The organism is Pseudomonas grimontii, assembly GCF_007858185.1.
GTDB lineage: Bacteria > Pseudomonadota > Gammaproteobacteria > Pseudomonadales > Pseudomonadaceae > Aquipseudomonas > Aquipseudomonas grimontii.
In genome coordinates, this window is sequence record NZ_VFES01000015.1 from 1 (window position 1) to 19,082 (window position 19,082).

Annotated in this window: 17 protein-coding genes; 10 read left to right on the forward strand and 7 right to left on the reverse strand. The window is 62.5% G+C overall.

The annotated features are described in order from the left end of the window. Nucleotides 1–713: 713 nt before the first annotated feature. Both FIV39_RS21935 and FIV39_RS21940 read right to left on the reverse strand, forming a co-directional pair. Nucleotides 714–1,511 carry a nucleotidyltransferase domain-containing protein gene (locus FIV39_RS21935; RefSeq protein ID WP_090403603.1) on the reverse strand — a complete coding sequence of 266 codons (798 nt, stop codon included), beginning with the start codon at nt 1,509–1,511 and terminating at the stop codon, nt 714–716. Continuing rightward, entirely contained in the window at nt 1,508–1,987 is a 480-nt protein-coding gene (locus FIV39_RS21940) for an AAA family ATPase (protein ID WP_090403601.1), read from the reverse strand. The genes FIV39_RS21935 and FIV39_RS21940 overlap by 4 nt, the downstream gene beginning before the upstream one ends. A gap of 157 nt (nt 1,988–2,144) precedes the next feature. Between FIV39_RS21940 and FIV39_RS21945 the strand changes: the two genes are divergently transcribed. Together FIV39_RS21945 and FIV39_RS21950 are read left to right on the forward strand one after the other, a co-directional pair. Continuing rightward, nucleotides 2,145–2,558 carry a DUF2231 domain-containing protein gene (locus FIV39_RS21945; protein WP_090403599.1) on the forward strand — a complete coding sequence of 138 codons (414 nt, stop codon included), beginning with the start codon at nt 2,145–2,147 and terminating at the stop codon, nt 2,556–2,558. After that, nucleotides 2,555–3,847 carry a PQQ-dependent sugar dehydrogenase gene (locus FIV39_RS21950; RefSeq protein ID WP_090403597.1) on the forward strand — a complete coding sequence of 431 codons (1,293 nt, stop codon included), beginning with the start codon at nt 2,555–2,557 and terminating at the stop codon, nt 3,845–3,847. Before FIV39_RS21945 ends, FIV39_RS21950 begins: the two co-directional genes overlap by 4 nt. 30 nt (nt 3,848–3,877) lie before the next feature. Here the strand turns inward: FIV39_RS21950 and FIV39_RS21955 are convergent, their stop codons facing one another. Continuing rightward, nucleotides 3,878–4,786 (reverse strand): LysR substrate-binding domain-containing protein, encoded by a 909-nt coding sequence (locus tag FIV39_RS21955; RefSeq protein WP_090403595.1) that lies wholly within the window; start codon nt 4,784–4,786, stop codon nt 3,878–3,880. A gap of 93 nt (nt 4,787–4,879) precedes the next feature. Here FIV39_RS21955 and FIV39_RS21960 point away from each other — a divergent pair, with 93 nt between their 5' ends. Both FIV39_RS21960 and FIV39_RS21965 read left to right on the forward strand, forming a co-directional pair. Further along, nucleotides 4,880–5,869: a DMT family transporter gene (locus tag FIV39_RS21960; RefSeq protein ID WP_090403593.1), complete on the forward strand. Its 990-nt coding sequence runs from the start codon at nt 4,880–4,882 to the stop codon at nt 5,867–5,869. Nucleotides 5,870–5,925: 56 nt separating this feature from the next. After that, a complete protein-coding gene (locus FIV39_RS21965; protein ID WP_090403591.1) occupies nt 5,926–6,846 on the forward strand; it encodes a bifunctional helix-turn-helix transcriptional regulator/GNAT family N-acetyltransferase in 921 nt (306 codons plus the stop codon). Nucleotides 6,847–7,103: 257 nt separating this feature from the next. Here the strand turns inward: FIV39_RS21965 and FIV39_RS21970 are convergent, their stop codons facing one another. Next, nucleotides 7,104–8,507 (reverse strand): MFS transporter, encoded by a 1,404-nt coding sequence (locus FIV39_RS21970; RefSeq protein WP_090403589.1) that lies wholly within the window; start codon nt 8,505–8,507, stop codon nt 7,104–7,106. A 520-nt stretch (nt 8,508–9,027) separates the two neighbouring features. Between FIV39_RS21970 and proP the strand changes: the two genes are divergently transcribed. Then, on the forward strand, nt 9,028–10,530 hold the full coding sequence (gene proP, locus FIV39_RS21975; RefSeq protein ID WP_090403587.1) for a glycine betaine/L-proline transporter ProP: 1,503 nt from the start codon (nt 9,028–9,030) through the stop codon (nt 10,528–10,530). Between the two features lie 51 nt (nt 10,531–10,581). Next, nucleotides 10,582–11,088 carry a GAF domain-containing protein gene (locus FIV39_RS21980; RefSeq protein ID WP_090403585.1) on the forward strand — a complete coding sequence of 169 codons (507 nt, stop codon included), beginning with the start codon at nt 10,582–10,584 and terminating at the stop codon, nt 11,086–11,088. Here FIV39_RS21980 and FIV39_RS21985 read toward each other — a convergent pair. Next, on the reverse strand, nt 11,063–11,986 hold the full coding sequence (locus FIV39_RS21985; protein ID WP_090403583.1) for an AraC family transcriptional regulator: 924 nt from the start codon (nt 11,984–11,986) through the stop codon (nt 11,063–11,065). The two genes, FIV39_RS21980 and FIV39_RS21985, sit on opposite strands and share 26 nt — an antisense overlap. A 169-nt stretch (nt 11,987–12,155) precedes the next feature. Here FIV39_RS21985 and FIV39_RS21990 point away from each other — a divergent pair, with 169 nt between their 5' ends. Together FIV39_RS21990 and FIV39_RS21995 are read left to right on the forward strand one after the other, a co-directional pair. Then, a complete protein-coding gene (locus FIV39_RS21990) occupies nt 12,156–13,178 on the forward strand; it encodes an alpha/beta hydrolase (RefSeq protein WP_090403580.1) in 1,023 nt (340 codons plus the stop codon). Beyond that, nucleotides 13,175–14,380, forward strand: a complete 1,206-nt coding sequence (locus FIV39_RS21995) for an MFS transporter (RefSeq protein ID WP_090403577.1) — start codon at nt 13,175–13,177, stop codon at nt 14,378–14,380. The genes FIV39_RS21990 and FIV39_RS21995 overlap by 4 nt, the downstream gene beginning before the upstream one ends. Here the strand turns inward: FIV39_RS21995 and FIV39_RS22000 are convergent. Beyond that, entirely contained in the window at nt 14,332–15,075 is a 744-nt protein-coding gene (locus FIV39_RS22000) for an SDR family NAD(P)-dependent oxidoreductase (protein ID WP_090403574.1), read from the reverse strand. The two genes, FIV39_RS21995 and FIV39_RS22000, sit on opposite strands and share 49 nt — an antisense overlap. A gap of 138 nt (nt 15,076–15,213) precedes the next feature. Between FIV39_RS22000 and FIV39_RS22010 the strand changes: the two genes are divergently transcribed. Together FIV39_RS22010 and FIV39_RS22015 are read left to right on the forward strand one after the other, a co-directional pair. Next, a complete protein-coding gene (locus tag FIV39_RS22010; RefSeq protein ID WP_208603998.1) occupies nt 15,214–15,546 on the forward strand; it encodes a winged helix-turn-helix transcriptional regulator in 333 nt (110 codons plus the stop codon). 66 nt (nt 15,547–15,612) lie between these two features. Continuing rightward, nucleotides 15,613–18,222: a bifunctional diguanylate cyclase/phosphodiesterase gene (locus FIV39_RS22015; protein WP_090403570.1), complete on the forward strand. Its 2,610-nt coding sequence runs from the start codon at nt 15,613–15,615 to the stop codon at nt 18,220–18,222. Here the strand turns inward: FIV39_RS22015 and FIV39_RS22020 are convergent. After that, nucleotides 18,179–19,000 carry an AraC family transcriptional regulator gene (locus FIV39_RS22020; protein WP_090403569.1) on the reverse strand — a complete coding sequence of 274 codons (822 nt, stop codon included), beginning with the start codon at nt 18,998–19,000 and terminating at the stop codon, nt 18,179–18,181. The genes FIV39_RS22015 and FIV39_RS22020 overlap by 44 nt on opposite strands. Nucleotides 19,001–19,082 lie beyond the last annotated feature (82 nt).

Sequence of the window (19,082 nt, forward strand, 5' to 3'; positions counted from 1 at the left end):
CGCTGCCGATTCAAGCTCGAGTCGCGACCGACGCAGCCTCGCCGGGGCTCGGCAGCTGCTACGAATGCCAATCCACATCAAGGCCTCCCCCCGTAGCAGCTGCCGAGCGCAAGCGAGGCTGCGTCAGACGCGCTGCCGATTCAAGCTCGAGTCGCGGCCGACGCAGCCTCGCCGGGGCTCGGCAGCTGCTACGAATGCCAACCCCATCAAGGCCTCCCCCCGTAGCAGCTGCCGAGCGCAAGCGAGGCTGCGTCAGGCGCGCTGCCGATTCAAGCTCGAGTCGCGGCCGACGCAGCCTCGCCGGGGCTCGGCAGCTGCTACGAATGCCAATCCACATCAAGGCCTCCCCCCGTAGCAGCTGCCGAGCGCAAGCGAGGCTGCGTCAGACGCGCTGCCGATTCAAGCTCGAGTCGCGGCCGACGCAGCCTCGCCGGGGCTCGGCAGCTGCTACGAATGCCAACCCCATCAAGGCCTCCCCCCGTAGCAGCTGCCGAGCGCAAGCGAGGCTGCGTCAGGCGCGCTGCCGATTCAAGCTCGAGTCGCGGCCGACGCAGCCTCGCCGGGGCTCGGCAGCTGCTACGAATGCCAATCCACATCAAGGCCTCCCCCCGTAGCAGCTGCCGAGCGCAAGCGAGGCTGCGTCAGGCGCGCTGCCGATTCAAGCTCGAGTCGCGGCCGACGCAGCCTCGCCGGGGCTCGGCAGCTGCGGGGTTTTACGCGGTGCTGGATAAGACGGTATCTACGGTGGGTGAAGCCATCCAGTCCAGAAAAGCTCGAAGCCGCGTGGTGAAGTTTTCCAGCGTAGCGCCAGGGTTCCTGGCCTCAAAGAGAAAGAACGCAATGTGCGTGATCCGCTGCGGATACTCCCGGACGAACATCGCCACATGTTCTTCGAGGGTGTGCGGCCATGTCGACGCCTCTTGCGAACGCAATACCTGCGTAGACCTGATCAGCTTGCGTGAAGCCTCGCGCTGCAAGCGAAGTCGATCTGTCTCGGTATTGGCGCAGGCGATGCGCGTGAGGTAGGCGCTCAATACGGTGTGGAAATCACCATTGACCGCCAGCGCGATGTCACGGGATGGCCGAAACCGTTCGAACTGCAGCGATAGATCATTGCCCCATAGGCAGCGGCACTGGTGCTTGAGCCAGAAGCCCCAACTGTTGCGGTTTTCAGCCGCCACTACTTGCGCACGGTGGCCGATATCGAAATCCACCTTGGTGACATGCGGATGCCGCTGCTCCAGCGCACAGCGGACTACCTCCAGCCGCGCCGATAGATCCGCCGTCGCCGGCTCGCGCAGCACCAGGGTGAGGTCGAGGTCGGAAACACCGGGAGTGGCGCAGCCCCTTGCGACGCTGCCATAGAGGTAGATGCCGTCCAGGCCCAGGTCTTCCGTCGAGAGCGAGGCGCAGACATCCGCCAACAATGGCTGGTACTCACGCTGCACGGGGGTGTCGGCGACGGTGAGGATAAAGCCGTCCGCGTCGAGGCCCGTAGAAGGGTTATTCATGAGCGATGCACCTCGATCACCAGCCCCTCCTCCTCACTCGGCACGCAGAAATGCCTTGTGATTAGATCAAACTCGGCGTCCGTCGCCGCAAAATCGTGGTCGCCCCGCGCATTGCGCGCATGCAGCCGGGCGCGGCAGGTGGCGTCGTCCCGTTCGAGGTAATGCAGCCGATGCGGCACCTCGGCGGCTTGCGCCAACCCCAGCAGCCATTCGCGATTGGCCAGGGTGTTGGCCGGAAAATCCAGCACCACGTTGACCCCGGATTCAAGCAGGTTGATCACCAGCGGCCCCAACACCCCGCGAATCCGCTGGGCACAGCGCAGGTAGTCGGCAATCGAAAGGATTTCGCCGGGGTACAGTTGGGCGAGCCAGGTGTCTTCGCTGAGCAGGACAGCGGCGTGTCCGGCCACCAGGGTTTTGGCAAGCGTTGACTTGCCCGAGGCGATCTTGCCGCACAGCAGGTGCAGGGTTGGCATGAAGACGGCTCCTTATGTCAGGCCCCGAGCATGCCAGCTTTCAGGCTGATTCTTAATATTTCGACACGAATTATGCTGAACTATCTGACACCTAAGGCGTTCATTTCCTATGCGCAGCCCCGACCAGGGGCGTTGTACAACAAGGAGCCGCCTTACCATGACAACCCTCCCCGCCTATCGATACACACCGGGCCCGCTGCACGCGACCCTGCTGGCCGGCAGCGTGCCGCTGTTTCTCGGTGCGTTGCTCAGCGACATTGCCTACGCCCAGACCTACCAGATTCAATGGGCCAACTTCGCGTCCTGGCTGATCGCCGGGGCGTTGGTATTCAGTGGATTTGCGCTGTTGTTCGCACTGGTCAACCTGGTGCGTGCCCAACACAAGGCTGGGCAACCGCTCGCGTATTTCCTGCTGTTACTGGCGACCTGGGTCATCGGGCTGATCAACGCCTTCCAGCATGCCAAGGACGCCTACGCCATGATGCCCGCCGGCCTGGTGCTGTCGGTGATCGTGACGGTGCTGACGCTTGCAGCGACCTGGACCGGCCTGCGTTCGGGAGGTGCCCAATGAAAACGTCCAGCGCACTGACCCTGTTGAGCGCCGCGCTGTTGCTGAGCGCCTGCGGTGGCGAAGGTGACAAGACCCAGGCCCGTGGCCCCGACCCCAAGTTGCCGGAGCAACAAAGCAGCCTGTTGCCGAGCATGAAGATCGCCGAGCCCACTGCCTGGGGCGATCAGAAACCCAAGGTCCCCGACGGCTACAGCGTCACGGCCATCGCCACCGACCTGGCCATCCCGCGTCAGACCCTGGTGCTGCCCAACGGCGACATCCTGATCGCCGAAGGCCGTGGCGGCAGCGCGGCCAAGCTCAAGCCCAAGGATGTGATCGCCAGCCTGATCAAGGCCCAGGGTAATACCAAGGTCAAGGGCGGCAACCGCCTGACGCTGCTGCGCGACGCCGACGGTGACGGCACCTACGAGCTGAAAACCGTGTTCGCCGACAACCTCAACGCGCCCTACGGCCTGGCGTTTGCCGATGGCAAGCTCTACGTGGCCAACCAGGATGCGCTGGTGCGCTTCGATTACACCGACGGCCAGACCAAGGCCAGCGGCGCGCCGGTCAAAGTCACCGACCTGCCGGCGCAGATCAACCATCACTGGACCAAATCCCTGGCGGTGAGTGCCGATGGACGCCAGCTCTACGTGGGTATCGGCTCCAACAGCAACGTGACCGAACGCGGCATGGAAGTGGAAATCGACCGCGCCATGGTCTGGCAGATCGACGCTGCGACCGGCGCGCACAAACCTTACGCCACAGGCCTGCGCAACCCCACGGCACTGACCATTCAACCCGATTCCGGCCAACTGTGGACAGTGGTCAACGAACGCGACGAACTCGGCCCCGACCTGGTGCCCGACTACCTGACTTCGGTGAAAGAAGGCGCGTTCTACGGCTGGCCCTACAGCTATTGGGGCCAGAACGTCGACCCGCGCGCGCAACCGCAGAACCCGGCCAAAGTCGCCGCCGCGATCAAGCCCGATTACAGCCTTGGTTCCCACGTGGCCGCGCTCGGCGTGGACTTCTCCATCCCGGCCATGGGCGAGCAATTTGCCGACGGCGTATTCGTCGGCGAGCACGGCAGCTGGAACCGTGACAACCCGGTGGGCTACAAGGTGATCTTCGTGCCGTTCAGCAACGGCAAGCCATCGGGTGAGCCGATTGATTTCGCCACCGGTTTTCGCGGTGACGACGGCAAGACCCGCGGGCGCCCAGTGGGTGTGACGGTGGACCCGAAAGGCGCGCTGATCATCGCCGATGACCTGGCCAACACCGTGTGGCGGGTGACGCGAAACCGATAGCGCTGCATGACAGGGGCGATGACGCCCCTGTCATGCTTCACCCTGCAATTGCACCTTCAGCCAGTCGAGCAATGCCGTGATCTCGGCCCGACTGCCGCCGCCCTGCTGCCGGTAGACCGAAATCGCCTCGGGCAAATGCACACTCTCGGTACAGGGCCTGACCAGCGCCCCCGTTTCAATCAACCTGCTCGCGGTGCGCCGCCAGCCCATGGCGACACCATGTCCCTCCACCGCCGCCTGCAACATCAGCGGGTAACTGTCGAAGGTGGCTCCGCGCGTATCCGCGGCCACGGCCTGGTCGAACACCTGCAACCAACGGTCCCACTCCATCAAGTGCGGAGGATGGGAGCTGTGGTGCAACAAGGTGCATGCCTGCAGCCCGGCGAGCGACAGTGGTTTTGTCGTGCGCAGGTAGGCAGGGCTGCACACCGGGAACACTTCGTCAGCAGCGGTGAACATCAGCGGATGGGCGCCGCTGGCGCGGCCGGTACTTTGCAAGGCCACATCGAAGTGGTTGGTGAACTCCGTCAGGGGCCGGGTGGAGGTCACCACTTGGATTTCGATATGTGGGTATTGCTGGTGGAACGTCGACAGGCGCGGCATCAGCCAATAAAACGCTTCGCACAACTGACAGAGCAGCACCACCCGATGACTGTGCGGTGACATCCGCAGGCTGACGGCACTTTCGCTGATGCTGCGCAACGCTTCGCCGACCACCCTGCCCAGCTCCCGCCCCTCCTGGGTCAGGAACACCGCTCGGTTGCGCCGACTAAACAGCTTCACCCCCAGGTTGTCTTCCAGCCCGCGAATCTGGCGGCTGATGGCGGCCTGGGTGATGTGCAGTTCATCGGCAGCCTTGGAGAAACTGCCCAGGCGTGCCGCCGCTTCAAACGGCAACAGGCTGGCCAGGGGCGGTAGGGTCTTGCCGAGTGTATTCATAATCTGAGGTTATACATCCAGGGCCGAGAACTCGTTTGTAGCATACCCGCGTGACTGGGCACCATGGATCCATTACCTGATGGATGCCTCCAGATGAACGCTGCACAGACCTCCATTGCCGTCGGCGTGCTCCTCGCGATTGTCGCGACACTCGGCTGGGCGCTGAACTTTATCGCGCCCTACGTCACCGCTGGCTACAGCCTCTATGACCTGATGGCGGTGCGGTTTTTGATCGCAGGTGTGCTGGGCGTCATGGGGGTGCTGCTATGCCGGGCTCAGCTGCGCTTGCTTCGGCCCGGCCAGCGATACCTCGCCGCCGCCCTTGGGGCATTGGGTTGCCTGGGCTACGGCGTATGCATCGCCGCCGGGGTGATATTCGGCGGGCCGGTAATGACCCCGGCGTTTATCGGCACAGTGCCGGTGTTGTTGGCGCTGATGGGCAACGCCAGTACCAGGACAGTCCCGTGGCGTCGACTGGCAGCGCCCTTGTCATGCCTGACGGTGGGCCTCTTGCTGTCGAACATCAGCAGCTTCCATCAGCCTTCATTGGATACACGCTCTTGGTTGGCGGGGTTGTTTTTTTCCCTGGGTGCGATTGCTCTCTGGTTGTGGTTCAGCGTGATCAACCAAAAGCAGTTGACGCACCTTGCGGCGCAAGCCACCGGCCTGTGGACTGCTCTGATGATGGTTGGCACCGGCGTCGCTACGCTGTGCCTGCTGCCGTTCATACAGGTACTCGGCGTGTTCAAGCTGCCGACGCTCGGCTTCGGCCTTTCCCAGGCAGGCCCGCTCTATGCCTGGAGCCTGATCATCGCGGTGATGTCGACCCTCGTCGGCGCCTGGGCCTGGAACGCCGCGACCCGACGCCTGCCGATGGTACTCAGCGGCCAATTGATCGCCCTCGAATCCCTCTTCGCCACGCTGCTCGGCCTGGGTTTCCACGGGCGCTGGCCCACGTTCATGGAGGCCGCGGGCCTGGGCGCGGTGCTGATCGGCGTGGTCATGGCGATTCGGATCATGTTGACGAGCCCACGGGTGGCGGGCAGTGCTGGGATGAAGATGATCGGTGATCAAAGCCGTTGACATGCTTGCCTGAGGCAACAATATAATTGACTCAGGCAACCATTCGAGCATCCACCATGTCCACTCCCCTGCTTGTGGAACGCGCCGGCATCGTGCGCGGCTTCAATCGCTTCTATACCCATCAGATCGGCGTGCTGCAGGAACACCTGCTGCACAGCGATTATTCCCTGACTGAAATTCGCGTGATGTATGAGCTGTCGTCCCGTGGTGACCTCACCAGCGCCGACCTGTGCCAGATGCTCAGCCTCGACGCCGGTTACCTGAGCCGCCTGACCAGTGGCTTCGAGAAAAACGGCCTGATCCAGAAAGTCCGCTCCGCCACCGACGCGCGCGCGGTGCAATTGCACCTCACCGATCTCGGCCGCGCGGTCCTGGCGCCGCTGGAACAGCAGACCCAGGATGAAGTCATTGCCCTGCTCGACGGCCTGCCCGAACCTCAGCAACGGCAACTGACCGACGCCATGCAACGCATCCAGGCGCTGCTGCAAGGCAGCACGTCGAGCTACCTGCTGCGCGATCCACGGCCTGGGGATATGGGCTTGGTGGTGCGGCAGCAATCCGCGCTGTATGCCCGCGAATACCACTGGAACTGGGAGTTTGAAGCGCTGGTGGCGGAGATCGTCGCCAAGTACCTGCGCGAGTTCGACCCGACGCGGGAGCGCTGCTGGATCGCGGAGAAGGATGGCGAGGTGGTGGGTTCGGTGTTCGTCGTGCGCCATGACGAGACCACCGCCAAACTGCGCATGCTCTACGTGGATGCCAGTGCGCGGGGCCTGGGCATCGGCCAGCGCCTGGTGGACGAATGCCTGCGCTTTGCCCGCGATGCGGGCTACACCCGCATGATGCTGTGGACCATGAGCGCCTTGACCGATGCGCGCAAGCTCTACCAGAAGGCCGGTTTCGAGTTGGTGGAAGAGGAGCCCACCTTGAGTTTCGGCAAGCAGCTGGTCAGCCAGACCTGGGCGCGCATGTTGTAGAAAAGGCGCTTGAAGGAATGGGTCTCTACACAACGTTATGGGTGATTCGACGGACCTGTGGCGAGCGGGCTTGTCCCGCGTTGGGCTGCGCAGCAGCCCAAAAACCAGGCGCAGATGAGTGCCTGATACACCGCATCCAGCTTCATCAGGGGTGCTTCGCCCCCCAACGCGGGACAAGCCCGCTCGCCACAGAGGTCCCGGTTTGCTGCGCGACAGCGCTGCGGCGACGAGGTAATGGGGTCTCCCTCGCCACGGGTTTACAGGTCAGTGATTTCCTTATGGCGCGGCACCAGCGTCTTCATCACGCTCCAGGCCACCAGGTACGCCAGCGCACAGATCGCGAACATGATCATGTAGCCGGTGTGGATGTCATTGATGGACTTGTAGTAGTCGAACACCCAGCCGCCGATCTTGGTCATCACCACGCCGCCCAGGCCGCCAGCCATACCGCCGATGCCGACCACCGAGGCCACGGTTTTCTGCGGGAACATGTCCGACACGGTGGTGAAGATGTTGCACGACCACGCCTGGTGCGCCGAGGCGCCCACGCCGATCAGCAATACCGGCACCCAGAAGCTGATGTAGCCCAACGGCTGCGCCAGCAATACCACCAACGGGAACAGCGCGATCACCAGCATGGCTTTCATGCGGCCGTCATAAGGCGCATCGCCACGGGCCATGAAGTAGCTGGGGAACCAGCCGCCGCCGATGCTGCCGACCATGGTCATGCTGTACAGCACGGCCAGCGGCATCACGATATCGGCGCCTTTCATGCCGTATTGCGCCGACAGGTAGGTGGGCAGCCAGAACAGGAAGAACCACCACACGCCGTCGGTCATGAACTTGCCGAAGGCAAACGCCCAGGTCTGGCGGTAGGTGAGCAATTTGAACCACGAGACTTTTTTCTGCGCCGCGCCTGCAACCGGCGGGGTGAATGGCTGCTGCGTCTGGTCGCTGCGGATATAGGCCAGCTCTTCGGCCGACAAGCGTTTTTGCTGCTCCGGCTTTTCATACACTGCCGCCCACACCGCTACCCACACAAAGCCCAGCATGCCGATGACCATGAAGGCCGCTTCCCAGCCCCACACCCCGGCAATCAGCGGTACACAGATCGGCGCCAGGATCGCGCCGACGTTGGCGCCGGAGTTGAAGATCCCGGTGGCCAGCGAGCGTTCTTTCTTGGGGAAATATTCGGCGGTGGCCTTGATCGCAATCGGGAAGTTACCCGCCTCGCCAATCGCCAGCACCGCACGGGACAGCATGAAGCCGGCGATGGACACCGGGATCACCGCCAGGCCAATCGCCCCGCTGACCGCGGCGATGCCCTCGCCCATCGGCACCGAGAACGCATGCATGATGGCGCCGGTGGACCAGATCGCAATGGCGATCACATAGGCTGCCTTGGTGCCGATCTTGTCGACAAAGCGCCCGGCAAACAGCATGGAGATCGCATACACAAACTGGAACACCGCCGCGATGTTGGCGTAATCGGTGTTGCTCCAGCCAAATTGCGTCGACAACTGCGGCGCGAGCAGGCTGAGCACCTGACGGTCGAGGTAGTTGACGGTGGTCGCGAAAAACAACATCGCGCAGATGGTCCAGCGATAGTTGCCTACCGCTTGGCCAACGCGTTGGGCGTTGATGGGCTCGATCAAGTTCATGGCATCACTTTTTATTTTTGTTAGGTAGGACATATGTAACGTCATATGTCGTCGTACAACTGAGGCTTTTATATCGGGCCTCCTACCCGCTGTCAATCTGAAAGATTGCGGCTTTTGTGGGCTATCCGACGGATGTGAAAAGTGTCAGGTGCGGCTAGGTTGTAGGACGACAAACGCGCATAACCGTGGCGAACAGGCTTCTTGTGGCGAGCGGGCTTGCCCCGCGTTGGGCTGCGAAGCAGCCCCAAAACCAAACACCGCATTTCTGTCTGAAGGAAAGCGGAGACTCAATTGGGGCCGCTTCGCAGCCCAACGCGGGGCAAGCCCGCTCGCCACAGAATGCCGGATCGCCACAGGGTAGGTGCTCACCCCGAAAACCCAGGCGATTGCAGGCAAATTGCACCCCCAGCAAAAAAACGCAAATAACGGTGAATTATTTCATGTCCGCTTGTATCTGAACTGACAGAGCGGTGCCATCGCGGCGATGGCACCTCCCCAGTTCAGCTTTAGAGTGGTCCGCATGAAATTACGTAAGAAAAGCGTCAAACCCATCGGTTTGAAAGACATCACCATCGTCGACGATGCCAAGATGCGCAAGGCGATCACCGCCGCCGCACTGGGTAACGCCATGGAATGGTTCGACTTTGGTGTCTACGGGTTTGTCGCCTATGTGTTGGGCAAGGTGTTCTTCCCCGACGCTTCCCCCAGCGTACAAATGATCGCCGCACTGGCGACCTTCTCCGTACCGTTCCTGATTCGCCCCCTGGGCGGCCTGTTCTTCGGTGCCCTGGGCGATAAATACGGACGACAGAAGGTCCTCGCCGCGACCATTGTGATCATGTCGCTGAGCACCTTCGCCATCGGCCTGATTCCCGGATATGCCTCCATTGGCATCTGGGCACCGATCCTGTTGCTGCTGTGCAAAATGGCCCAAGGCTTCTCGGTGGGCGGTGAATACACCGGCGCTTCGATTTTCGTCGCCGAATACGCACCGGACCGCAAGCGCGGCTTCCTCGGCAGTTGGCTGGACTTCGGTTCCATCGCCGGTTTCGTCCTCGGTGCCGGCGTCGTAGTGCTGATCTCCAGCGTGCTGGGCGAAGCCGACTTTGAGGCCTGGGGCTGGCGCCTGCCCTTCTTCCTCGCCCTGCCCCTGGGCATGATCGGCCTGTACCTGCGCCACGCGCTGGAAGAAACCCCGGCGTTCCAACAGCATGTCGACAAGCTCGAACAGGGCGACCGCGAAGGCCTGACCCACGGCCCCAAAGTGTCATTCAAGGAAATCGCCACCAAGCACTGGCGCAGCCTGCTGACCTGCATCGGGATCGTCGCGGCCACCAACGTGACCTACTACATGCTGCTCACCTACATGCCCAGCTACCTGTCGCATAACCTGCACTACAAAGAAAACAGCGGCGTACTGATCATCATCGCGATCATGGTCGGCATGCTGTTCGTGCAACCGTTCATTGGCTTTGTCAGCGACAAGATCGGCCGCAAGCCCTTCATCATCGCCGGCAGCATCGGCCTGCTGTTCCTGTCCATCCCGGCGTTCATGCTGATCACCAGCGGCAAGATCGGCCTGATCTTCGCCGGCTTACTGATCCTGGCCATCGTGCTTAACTTCTTCATCGGCGTCATGGCCTCGACACTGCCGGCGATGTTCCCCACGCACCTGCGCTACAGCGCGCTGGCCAGTGCGTTCAACGTCTCGGTATTGATCGCCGGTGTCACCCCTACCGCCGTGGCCTGGCTGGTGGAAAGCACCAACGACCTGTACATGCCCGCCTACTACCTGATGGTGTTTGCGGTGGTCGGCCTGATCACCGGCCTGACCATGAAGGAAACCGCCAACAAACCCCTGCGCGGCGCAGCACCGGCGGCGTCGGATATGGCCGAAGCGAAGGAATTGCTGCAGGAGCATCACGACAATATCGAGCAGAAAATCGAAGACATCGACGCCGAGATTGCCGCACTGGAAGCCAAGCGCCAGAACCTGGTGCAGCAGCATCCGCGTATCAATTAAAACCTGACCAAGCGTGGCGGCAAGGGCCGCCACGCCACTGGAGTGTTCACCATGCTTGCAAGCTTCACCGCCACACACTCGTTACTCAGCGCCGACGAACGCGCTGCCATCGCCGAAATCGAAGCCACCACCAGCATCCTGCAATTGGTCACCCGCCTGACGGGCATGCGCTTCGCCGGCATCGCCAAATTCACTGACCTGGAATGGATCGTATGCTCGGTGCACGACCCCCTCGACATGGGTATTCACGTCGATGACGTGCTCGACCTGGAAACCACCCTGTGCAGCGAGTTCTGCATCAACCCGCAGACCTTGTTCATCCCGCAGGTCAGCGCCAATGGGCGCTTTGCCGCACGCCCGGTGGTCAAGCAATACGCCATCGAGAGCTACGCCGGCGCGCCGATCTTCCTGCCTGATGGCCGTCTGTTCGGCGCGCTGTGTGCGCTGGATTCCCGGGCGATGCTGTTTGACGACCCCAACCTGCCGGAAACCCTCAGCCTGTTTGCGCGGCTGATCGGCTGCATCTTCTACGCTAACTTGACGCCAGGGGATCGCTGACCGGCGCTTTGCCGCGCAACACAGCCATATCGCGCTTGGGCGGCACACCAAACAGCCGACTGTACTCGCGGCTGAACTGCGACGGGCTTTCATAGCCGACCTTGAACGCCGCGCTGGACACGTCCTGATGTTCGTTCAACATCAAGCGCCGCGCCTCATTGAGGCGCAGCCACTTCTGATACTGCAACGGGCTCATCGCCGTCAGCTGGCGAAAGTGATGGTGAAAGGTCGCCGCGCTCATCTGCACGCGCGCAGCCAGCTCATCCACACGCAGAGACACGTCGTAATTGAGCTTGAGCCAATCGATTGCCCGCGCAATCCGATAACCCTGCCCATCCACGGAACAGATCTGGCGCAGTCGGCCGGCCTGGTCGCTCTGCAATAGCCGGTAGTGAATCTCGCGCTGGATCAAGGGCGCGAGCACCGGTATCGATTCGGGCTCATCAAGCAATTCAACCAGGCGCGCAAATGAGGCGAGCATGGCGTCGGTCACGACACCAATCCCCACGCCTTTCATCACCGCCCGCTCCCGCGTTGGCGGCAACTCCCCCTGGGCGATCAGCTCGGCCAGGATGCGCAGGTCGAGCTTGAAGGTCAGACCCAGGCACGGTCGGGTCGGGCTGGCCACCAGCACTTCGGAGTTGGCCGGTATATCCAGCGACGTGACCAGGAACCGTGCCGTGTCATACGGGTACCCCTCGCCGCCGACCCACAACTGCTTCTCGCCCTGGGCAACCAGCACGATGCTCGGCTCGACCATGCACACCACGGGCGTCGCGGGCTGCTCGCGCCGATAAAAGCCCAGGCCGGGGATGGGCATGGGGTAGTCGCCGGGTACGCAGACCCTTGAGCCGATGGCGTGGACCAGCACGTCCAGGGGCGTTTGATTGAGCTTCATACATAAAGGGCCCTTTGCTCTGATCGTTGGACTTTACCCCGACCGGCCCGCTTGCGTCGCCGGCAACGCGCCAGACTCAGAGGATCAGGCAAGTAATCCAGTGGAACGCACTACAGAACCCTCAGTCACACCAGGAAAATGTGCCGACCCCCTTCTCAAGGATCCATCCATGAAAAGCCTCTTGCTCACCCTGAGTCTGCTGGTGATTTCGTTCTCTACTCTGGGAGCCGACATGTCCAACGGTGCAAACAACTTCTACACAAGCGACAAGGTGACCGTCGAAAAAGTCACCTTCAACAATCAATACGGCATGCCGGTGGCGGGCAACCTGTTCGTGCCCAAACAACTCGCCCCGGCCTCGAAGAATGCCGCCCTGATCGTCGGCCACCCGATGGGCGCCGTCAAAGAACAGAGCGCCAACCTCTATGCCACCAAAATGGCCGAACAGGGCTTTGTCACCTTGTCGCTGGACCTGTCGTTCTGGGGCGAAAGCGCAGGCACACCACGCAATGCGGTGCTGCCCGACCTCTACGCCGAAGACTTCAGCGCCGCCGTGGACTTCCTCGGCACCCGGCCAATGGTCGACCGTGAACGCATCGGCGTGATCGGCATTTGCGGCAGCGGCAGCTTTGCCATCGCGGCGGCAAAGATCGACCCACGCCTCAAGGCCATCGCCACCGTCAGCATGTACGACATGGGCGCCGCCAACCGCAACGGCCTCAAGCACGGCATGACCGCGGAGCAACGCCAGCACGTGCTGGTGCAGGCGGCCAACCAGCGTTACGTGGAATTCCAGGGCGGCGAGACCCTCTACACCAGCGGCACACCGCTCAAGCTGACCGGCAACCCGATTGGCGATGAGTTTTTCGATTTCTACCGCACACCACGCGGCGAAGTCAGACCAGCCGGCGCGTCGCCGCAGACCACCACCATGCCGACGCTGACCAGCAACGTGAAGTTCATGAACTTCTACCCGTTCAACGACATCGAGACGCTCTCGCCCCGCCCACTGTTACTGATTACCGGTGCGGATGCGCACTCCCGCGAGTTCAGCGAAGACGCCTACAACCGTGCGGCCGAGCCCAAGGAGCTGGTGATCATCCCGAACGCCGGCCACGTGGACCTCTACGACCGGGTCAACCTGATCCCCTTCGCCAAGCTCACCAGCTTCTTCAAAAGTAACTTGAAGTGATCTCGATAACCCCTCACGCGCCCCGCTGGGGCGCAGTCTTCGCCCTGTCCCTGGCGGCCTTTGCCCTGGTCGCCTCGGAGTTCATGCCGGTCAGCCTGCTGACCCCGCTGGCCGCCGACCTGGGTATCAGCCAAGGCCAGGCCGGCCAGGGCATTTCGGTGTCGGGCCTGTTTGCCTTGCTCACCAGCCTGGTGATCGCCCGAGTGGCGGCGCGCGTGGATCGCAAGCGCCTGCTGGTCGCGCTGACCTTGCTGATGATCGTTTCCGGCAGCGTGGTGGCATTCGCGCCGAACTACCTGATCTTCATGCTGGGCCGCGCCCTGATCGGTGTTGCCATCGGCGGCTTCTGGTCGCTGTCGGCAGCCACTGCCATGCGCCTGGTGCCCGAGGGCCAGGTGCCGCGCGCCTTGGCAATCGTCAATGGCGGGAACGCACTGGCAACCGTGATCGCGGCACCGCTGGGCAGCTTCCTCGGTGGTTTGATCGGCTGGCGTGGTGCGTTTTTCTGCGTGGTGCCGGTGGCCGTGGTCGCGGTGCTGTGGCTGCTGCTGAGCCTGCCGTCGATCACGCCCCGCAGCCAGGCCGACAACGGCAACCTGTTGCGCTTGATCAAGCGTGCCCCGGTGGCCCTGGGCATGCTGGCCGTCAGCGTGTTTTTCATGGGCCAGTTCATGCTGTTCACCTACCTGCGTCCGTTTCTGGAAGGTGTTACCCAGGTGAGTGTGTCGCTGCTGTCGTTGATGTTGCTGGTACTCGGGCTGGCCGGCCTGGCGGGCACGCTGCTGATCGAGCGCTTCCTGAAGCACAGCCTGTACCCCACGCTGATTGCCATTCCCGTATTGATGGCGTTGATTGCCCTGGCGTTGGTGGCGTTCGGCAGCTCGACCGTTATCACCGCCGCGCTCCTCGGTGTGTGGGGCCTGATGGCCACCGCCGCGCCGGTGGGCTGGTGGACCTGGCTGGCAAGAACCCTGCCTGACGATGCCGAGGCAGGGGGCGGCTTGATGGTCGCAATCATCCAATTGGCAATCGCTGCCGGTGCGACGCTGGGCGGCCTGGTGTTTGACCTGTCCGGCTACCAGGCGACGTTTGCCTTGAGCGCCGCGCTACTGTGCATCGCAGCGATGCTCGCCTGGGCCGCTGCACGCGTCAGTCAGCGCGCGCTGTCGATGATCTGTCCGCCATCCGGTGTCAGGCTGTAGCCGGTGATGAACTGCGCGTCCTGGCTGGCCAGGAACAGCGCCACGGGGGCGATGTCGTCTTCCGGCGAACCATAACGCCCGAGCACATTGGTCGGCGCCGGGGCGTCATAGCTATCGCCCCAGGTATCGGCCACCGGCAGCAGGTTATTGACGGTGATGTTATCCACGCCCCACTCCCGCGCGGCCGAACGCGTCAGTGCACGTACCGCCTCCTTGGCCATGTTGTAGGGCGCGTAGCCTTGCATGCCGATGATGCCGGCCAGCGAGCCGAAGTTGATCACCCGCCCAGCGCCGCTGGCCTTGAGGTACGGGTAGCAGGCTTGCATGGTGCGCAGGTAGGCGATCGGGCCCATGTCCAGGTTGCGTTGCAGTTGTTCGACCGGCAGCTCGAGCACCGAGGAAAACACCACCGACGGGTCGAATGCATTGTTGACCAGGATGTCGATGCCGCCATAGGTGGCCACGACGTTCGCTACCGCCGCGCTGACCTGCGCCGCATCGGCCAGGTCGCACACCACGCCAAGCGCGGTGCCGCCGGCGGCCTGGATGTCGGCCACCACCCGCGCGACATTTTCCGGAGTGCGCGACACCACGGCGACCTTGGCGCCCTCGGCCGCGAACAGTTTGGCCGTGGCGCGGCCGATACCGCGCCCGGCACCGGTGACGATCGCGACTTTTGCGTTGAGTCGGGACATGTGTGTTCTCCAATCTATGGGGGCTGAATTTCAGCTAAGATCGGCGCCAAGATGAATTCGCACAAGTAGGATGAAAAAGTGGCAGTTAGTATGGAAAACCAGACTAAAAGCGTTGAAAAACTCAATATGCATGAAGAAATGCGGCGTGCCTTCGCGCTGCTTTCGGGCAAGTGGAAACTGGAGATCATGTGGCTGTTGAATCAGCGCGTTTACCGCTTTGGCGAGCTGCGCAAGGCGATCAGTGGCATCACCCAGCACATGCTCACCGCGCAACTGCGCGAACTGGAAAACGACGGGCTGGTAACCCGCACCGTATTTGCCGAAGTACCGCCTCGAGTCGAATATGAAATGACCGAAAAGGCCCGTGCACTGGGGCCGACGATGCAGGCGTTGATGCAGTGGTGGAGCGAGTACGGCGACAGCGTTCCAGTGAAGCCCAACCCTCGGGGGCGCACGGCGCTGAAGCGCTAATTATTTTGCCCAGGCCGCCGATACCCAGGCATATCCCTTACTTGCAGCGACGTCCTGCGGGAAACTATGCCGAACTCTCTCGCCCCTATTGTGCGCAAGCTCTCCAATCGCACCAGCCTGTCGCTGACACGGACGTCGCTGTTCAATTTCATGGTCTTGCTAGCCCTGGTATTTACAGCGGCCGCGTACTCGCTGGTTTACCTCGCCCATGAGCTGGACCACGCCGAGCAGGAAGAAAGCGCGTTCTACACCCGTAAAGCGGTGCAATCCCTGGAGAAATCCCTGCGGGTAACCGTCAAGGATTACGCCTTCTGGAGCGATGCCTACAAGCACCTGCACATGCAGGTCGATACCGATTGGGCCTACACACGCGGCAACGTCGGGCCCACGATGTATGAGGACTTCGGTTTTCAGGGCCTGTTTGTGGTCAACGACGACAACCGCACGGTTTACTCGGTGATCAAGGGCGAACTGCAAACCATCGATCTCTCGCAGTGGCTCGACCAACCCCTGACCGAGATTATCGAGCAGGCGCGCGCCGGGGCTGAAAACGAAACACCGGTCACGGCCTTCATCAACGTTCGCGGCAGCCCCGCGCTGGTGGCCGCTGCCGCGATCACGCCCGGCACCGACCCCACGGTCGAGCCCGATGGCCGGCCGGCCTCGGTGTTGATCTTCGTTGACGTCCTCAACAGCGCCAAACTGACGGCGATCGGCGATGATTTCGGCGTGGGCAAGCTGCACGTCGCCACGCCCGATGACATCGGCAAGACCCTGGTTTTCCCCCTCGGCGATAACGGCGCCGCCGGTAGCCTGCACTGGGAGCCTGCGCGACCCGGCCTGCGGCTGATGGGCGTAGGCCTGCCGCTGCTGGGGCTGGCGGCGCTGCTGGTGTGCCTGATGACCTGGGTGATTCTGCGCCGCACCACCGCCGCCGCCCTCGCCCTGGACGCCAGCCACACCTCACTGCTGGACAGCCAGAATGCCCTGGCCACCAGCGAAGCACGCTTTCGCGATGTGGTGGAGGCGAGTTCCGACTGGGTCTGGGAGATCGACGCCGATTGGCGTTTTACCTACCTGTCGGAGCGCTTCGAAAGCGTCACCGGCCTGGCCCGCCAAGCCTGGCTCGGGGCTGCGATGAGCGACCTGCTGGACACCGAAGCCGGCCTGCTGTCGCAATGGTTGAGCACCCCGGGCCGGCGCGTGGACATCAGCGTGCAGTGTCGCTATATGGACGCCCAGGGACAGGAACGCACCACCCGACTGTCGGCGCGGGAAATGCCCTGCGGCGGTTTTCGTGGTACGGCCACCGATGTGACTGAAGAAGTCGAATCCCGCCGGCGCATCGAATACCTGTCCCAGCACGACACCCTCACCGGGCTGCCCAACCGCACGCGCCTGCAAGCGTTCCTGGACGGCAAACTCAAGGCCCTGCCCACTGCGGAGCAGCCGCTGGTGATGCTCAGCCTCGACCTGGACCGGTTCAAGCCGGTCAATGACCTGCTCGGCCACGCTGCGGGTGATCGGGTGCTCAATGAAGTGTCCGGCCGCCTGGCCGACTGCGTGCGCCATGGTGATCTGGTCGCCCGCGTCGGCGGCGATGAGTTTGTGCTGATCCTCAGCGAAGCCGGCACCCCGGACGAAGTCGAAAGCCTGTGCAGTCGCTTGATCGAGTCCATCGAGCAGACGATCAAAATCGACGAACAAGAGGTGTTCATCAGTGCCAGTATCGGCATTGCCATGGCCCCCAACGACGCCAGCGACGCCACCGAACTGCTGCGTTATGCCGATATTGCGCTGTATGAGGCCAAGGCTGCCGGGCGCAATACCTGGCGCTTTTACTCCGGGGAAATGAATACGCGGATCATCGAGCGGCGGCGCCTGGAGAGCGATCTGCGCTTCGCGATCAAGCACGCCGAACTGCGCCTGCATTTCCAGCCGCGCTACCGGATTGCCGATGGGCAGATGGTCGGCGCCGAAGCCCTGGTGCGCTGGCAGCATCCGGTGCGCGGCCTGATCGCGCCGGACACCTTTATTCCGATTGCCGAAGAGTCGGGGTTGATCCTGTCGCTGAGCGACTGGGTGCTCGAAACCGCGTGTGCATGCGCGGCACAGTGGCCGGACACGCTGTTCGTCTCGGTGAACCTGTCACCCACCGAGTTCAAGCGCGGCAACCTGGTGGAGCGCGTGCGCTACGCCCTGGACGCCTCCGGCATCGACCCTGCTCGCCTGGAGCTGGAAATGACCGAAAGCGTCATGCTCGAGGATGCCGTCGGCGCACTTGAGGTGATGCGCACGCTCAAGCAGCTGGGCATCCGTATTGCCATGGATGACTTCGGCACCGGCTATTCGTCCCTGAGCTACCTGCGTGCGTTCCCGTTCGATGGTTTGAAAATCGACCGCAGTTTCCTGACCCGACTGGAGGACAGTGCCGACGACAAGGCGATCATCCAGGCCATCGTGGGCCTGGGTCGCGCCCTCGCGCTGACGGTCACCGCCGAGGGCATTGAAACCGCCGAACACCTGGCCCTGCTCAAGGCGGTGGACTGTGAAGAGGGCCAAGGCTATTTCCTCAGCCGGCCGCTGGACCTCAATGCCTTCAATAGCCTGCTGGACGTGTATACCGACGGCGTCAGCGGAAAAAATGACTCGGCGTCTTGCCAAACTGTTTCTTGAACATGCTGGTAAAGGCGCTTGGGCTTTCGTAGCCCAGCTCCAGGGCCACGTCGATAATCTTCTGACCCACCGCAATGCGCTCCAATGCCAGCAGCAGCCGCGCCTGCTGGCGCCATTGGCCGAACGTCATGCCGGTTTCCTTGCGGAACAGGCGCTGGATGGTTTTCTGGTCGAGCGCCAGGCGCTCGCTCCAATCCGCCACGGTGGAGGCGTCGCCCGGATCATCCTGCCACGCCAGGCAGATCTGGTTGATTCGCGGGTCGGCCGGTTGCGGCAGCGACAGCGGCAAGGCCGGCAACAGCGCGAGTTCGTCGAGGATCAGGTGCATGATCCGTGCATCCCGTGAGTCTTCGGCATACGGCGGTTTCAAACTCACCGAGGCCTTGATCAGCTCGCTCAGCAGCGGCGAAATACTCACCGCCTTGGTCTCGGTCGGCAGGTTGGGGAAACTGTCGGGGCGTACAAACACGCTGCGCATCTTCAGCGCGCCCACACAGCGCAGGGAATGCACATGCCCGCAGGGCATCCAGAAGCCGCGATTGGACGGCACCGTCCATTGGTTGTGCGCCGAATGCACCACCATCACGCCTTCGGTGGCGTAGAGTAATTGGTGCTTCTCGTGGCTGTGTTCGGGGATCACCCAGTTTTCCGGATAATCGGTGGCCGAACTGATGACGGCCCAGGCGCCCTCATCGATCTCCTGCAAAAATTTATCCAGTGATTTGATCATTTCGCCCTTTTTACGATGGTTTCCGCCCGAATTACGCGAGACAGGCATTTTTGCCGAATCTAGCATAAGCTCCGAAACATTAGCTCCGAAACAAATTGAAATAGGCCGCGAGCTTAAGTACTCGCTGCCC

Coding starts and splice junctions, on each gene's coding strand:
- FIV39_RS21935 (WP_090403603.1), bottom strand. CDS start 1,511: ATGAATAACCCTTCTACGGGCCTCGACGCGGACGGCTTTATCCTCACC.
- FIV39_RS21940 (WP_090403601.1), bottom strand. CDS start 1,987: ATGCCAACCCTGCACCTGCTGTGCGGCAAGATCGCCTCGGGCAAGTCA.
- FIV39_RS21945 (WP_090403599.1), top strand. CDS start 2,145: ATGACAACCCTCCCCGCCTATCGATACACACCGGGCCCGCTGCACGCG.
- FIV39_RS21950 (WP_090403597.1), top strand. CDS start 2,555: ATGAAAACGTCCAGCGCACTGACCCTGTTGAGCGCCGCGCTGTTGCTG.
- FIV39_RS21955 (WP_090403595.1), bottom strand. CDS start 4,786: ATGAATACACTCGGCAAGACCCTACCGCCCCTGGCCAGCCTGTTGCCG.
- FIV39_RS21960 (WP_090403593.1), top strand. CDS start 4,880: ATGAACGCTGCACAGACCTCCATTGCCGTCGGCGTGCTCCTCGCGATT.
- FIV39_RS21965 (WP_090403591.1), top strand. CDS start 5,926: ATGTCCACTCCCCTGCTTGTGGAACGCGCCGGCATCGTGCGCGGCTTC.
- FIV39_RS21970 (WP_090403589.1), bottom strand. CDS start 8,507: ATGAACTTGATCGAGCCCATCAACGCCCAACGCGTTGGCCAAGCGGTA.
- proP (WP_090403587.1), top strand. CDS start 9,028: ATGAAATTACGTAAGAAAAGCGTCAAACCCATCGGTTTGAAAGACATC.
- FIV39_RS21980 (WP_090403585.1), top strand. CDS start 10,582: ATGCTTGCAAGCTTCACCGCCACACACTCGTTACTCAGCGCCGACGAA.
- FIV39_RS21985 (WP_090403583.1), bottom strand. CDS start 11,986: ATGAAGCTCAATCAAACGCCCCTGGACGTGCTGGTCCACGCCATCGGC.
- FIV39_RS21990 (WP_090403580.1), top strand. CDS start 12,156: ATGAAAAGCCTCTTGCTCACCCTGAGTCTGCTGGTGATTTCGTTCTCT.
- FIV39_RS22000 (WP_090403574.1), bottom strand. CDS start 15,075: ATGTCCCGACTCAACGCAAAAGTCGCGATCGTCACCGGTGCCGGGCGC.
- FIV39_RS22010 (WP_208603998.1), top strand. CDS start 15,214: ATGCGGCGTGCCTTCGCGCTGCTTTCGGGCAAGTGGAAACTGGAGATC.
- FIV39_RS22015 (WP_090403570.1), top strand. CDS start 15,613: ATGCCGAACTCTCTCGCCCCTATTGTGCGCAAGCTCTCCAATCGCACC.
- FIV39_RS22020 (WP_090403569.1), bottom strand. CDS start 19,000: ATGCCTGTCTCGCGTAATTCGGGCGGAAACCATCGTAAAAAGGGCGAA.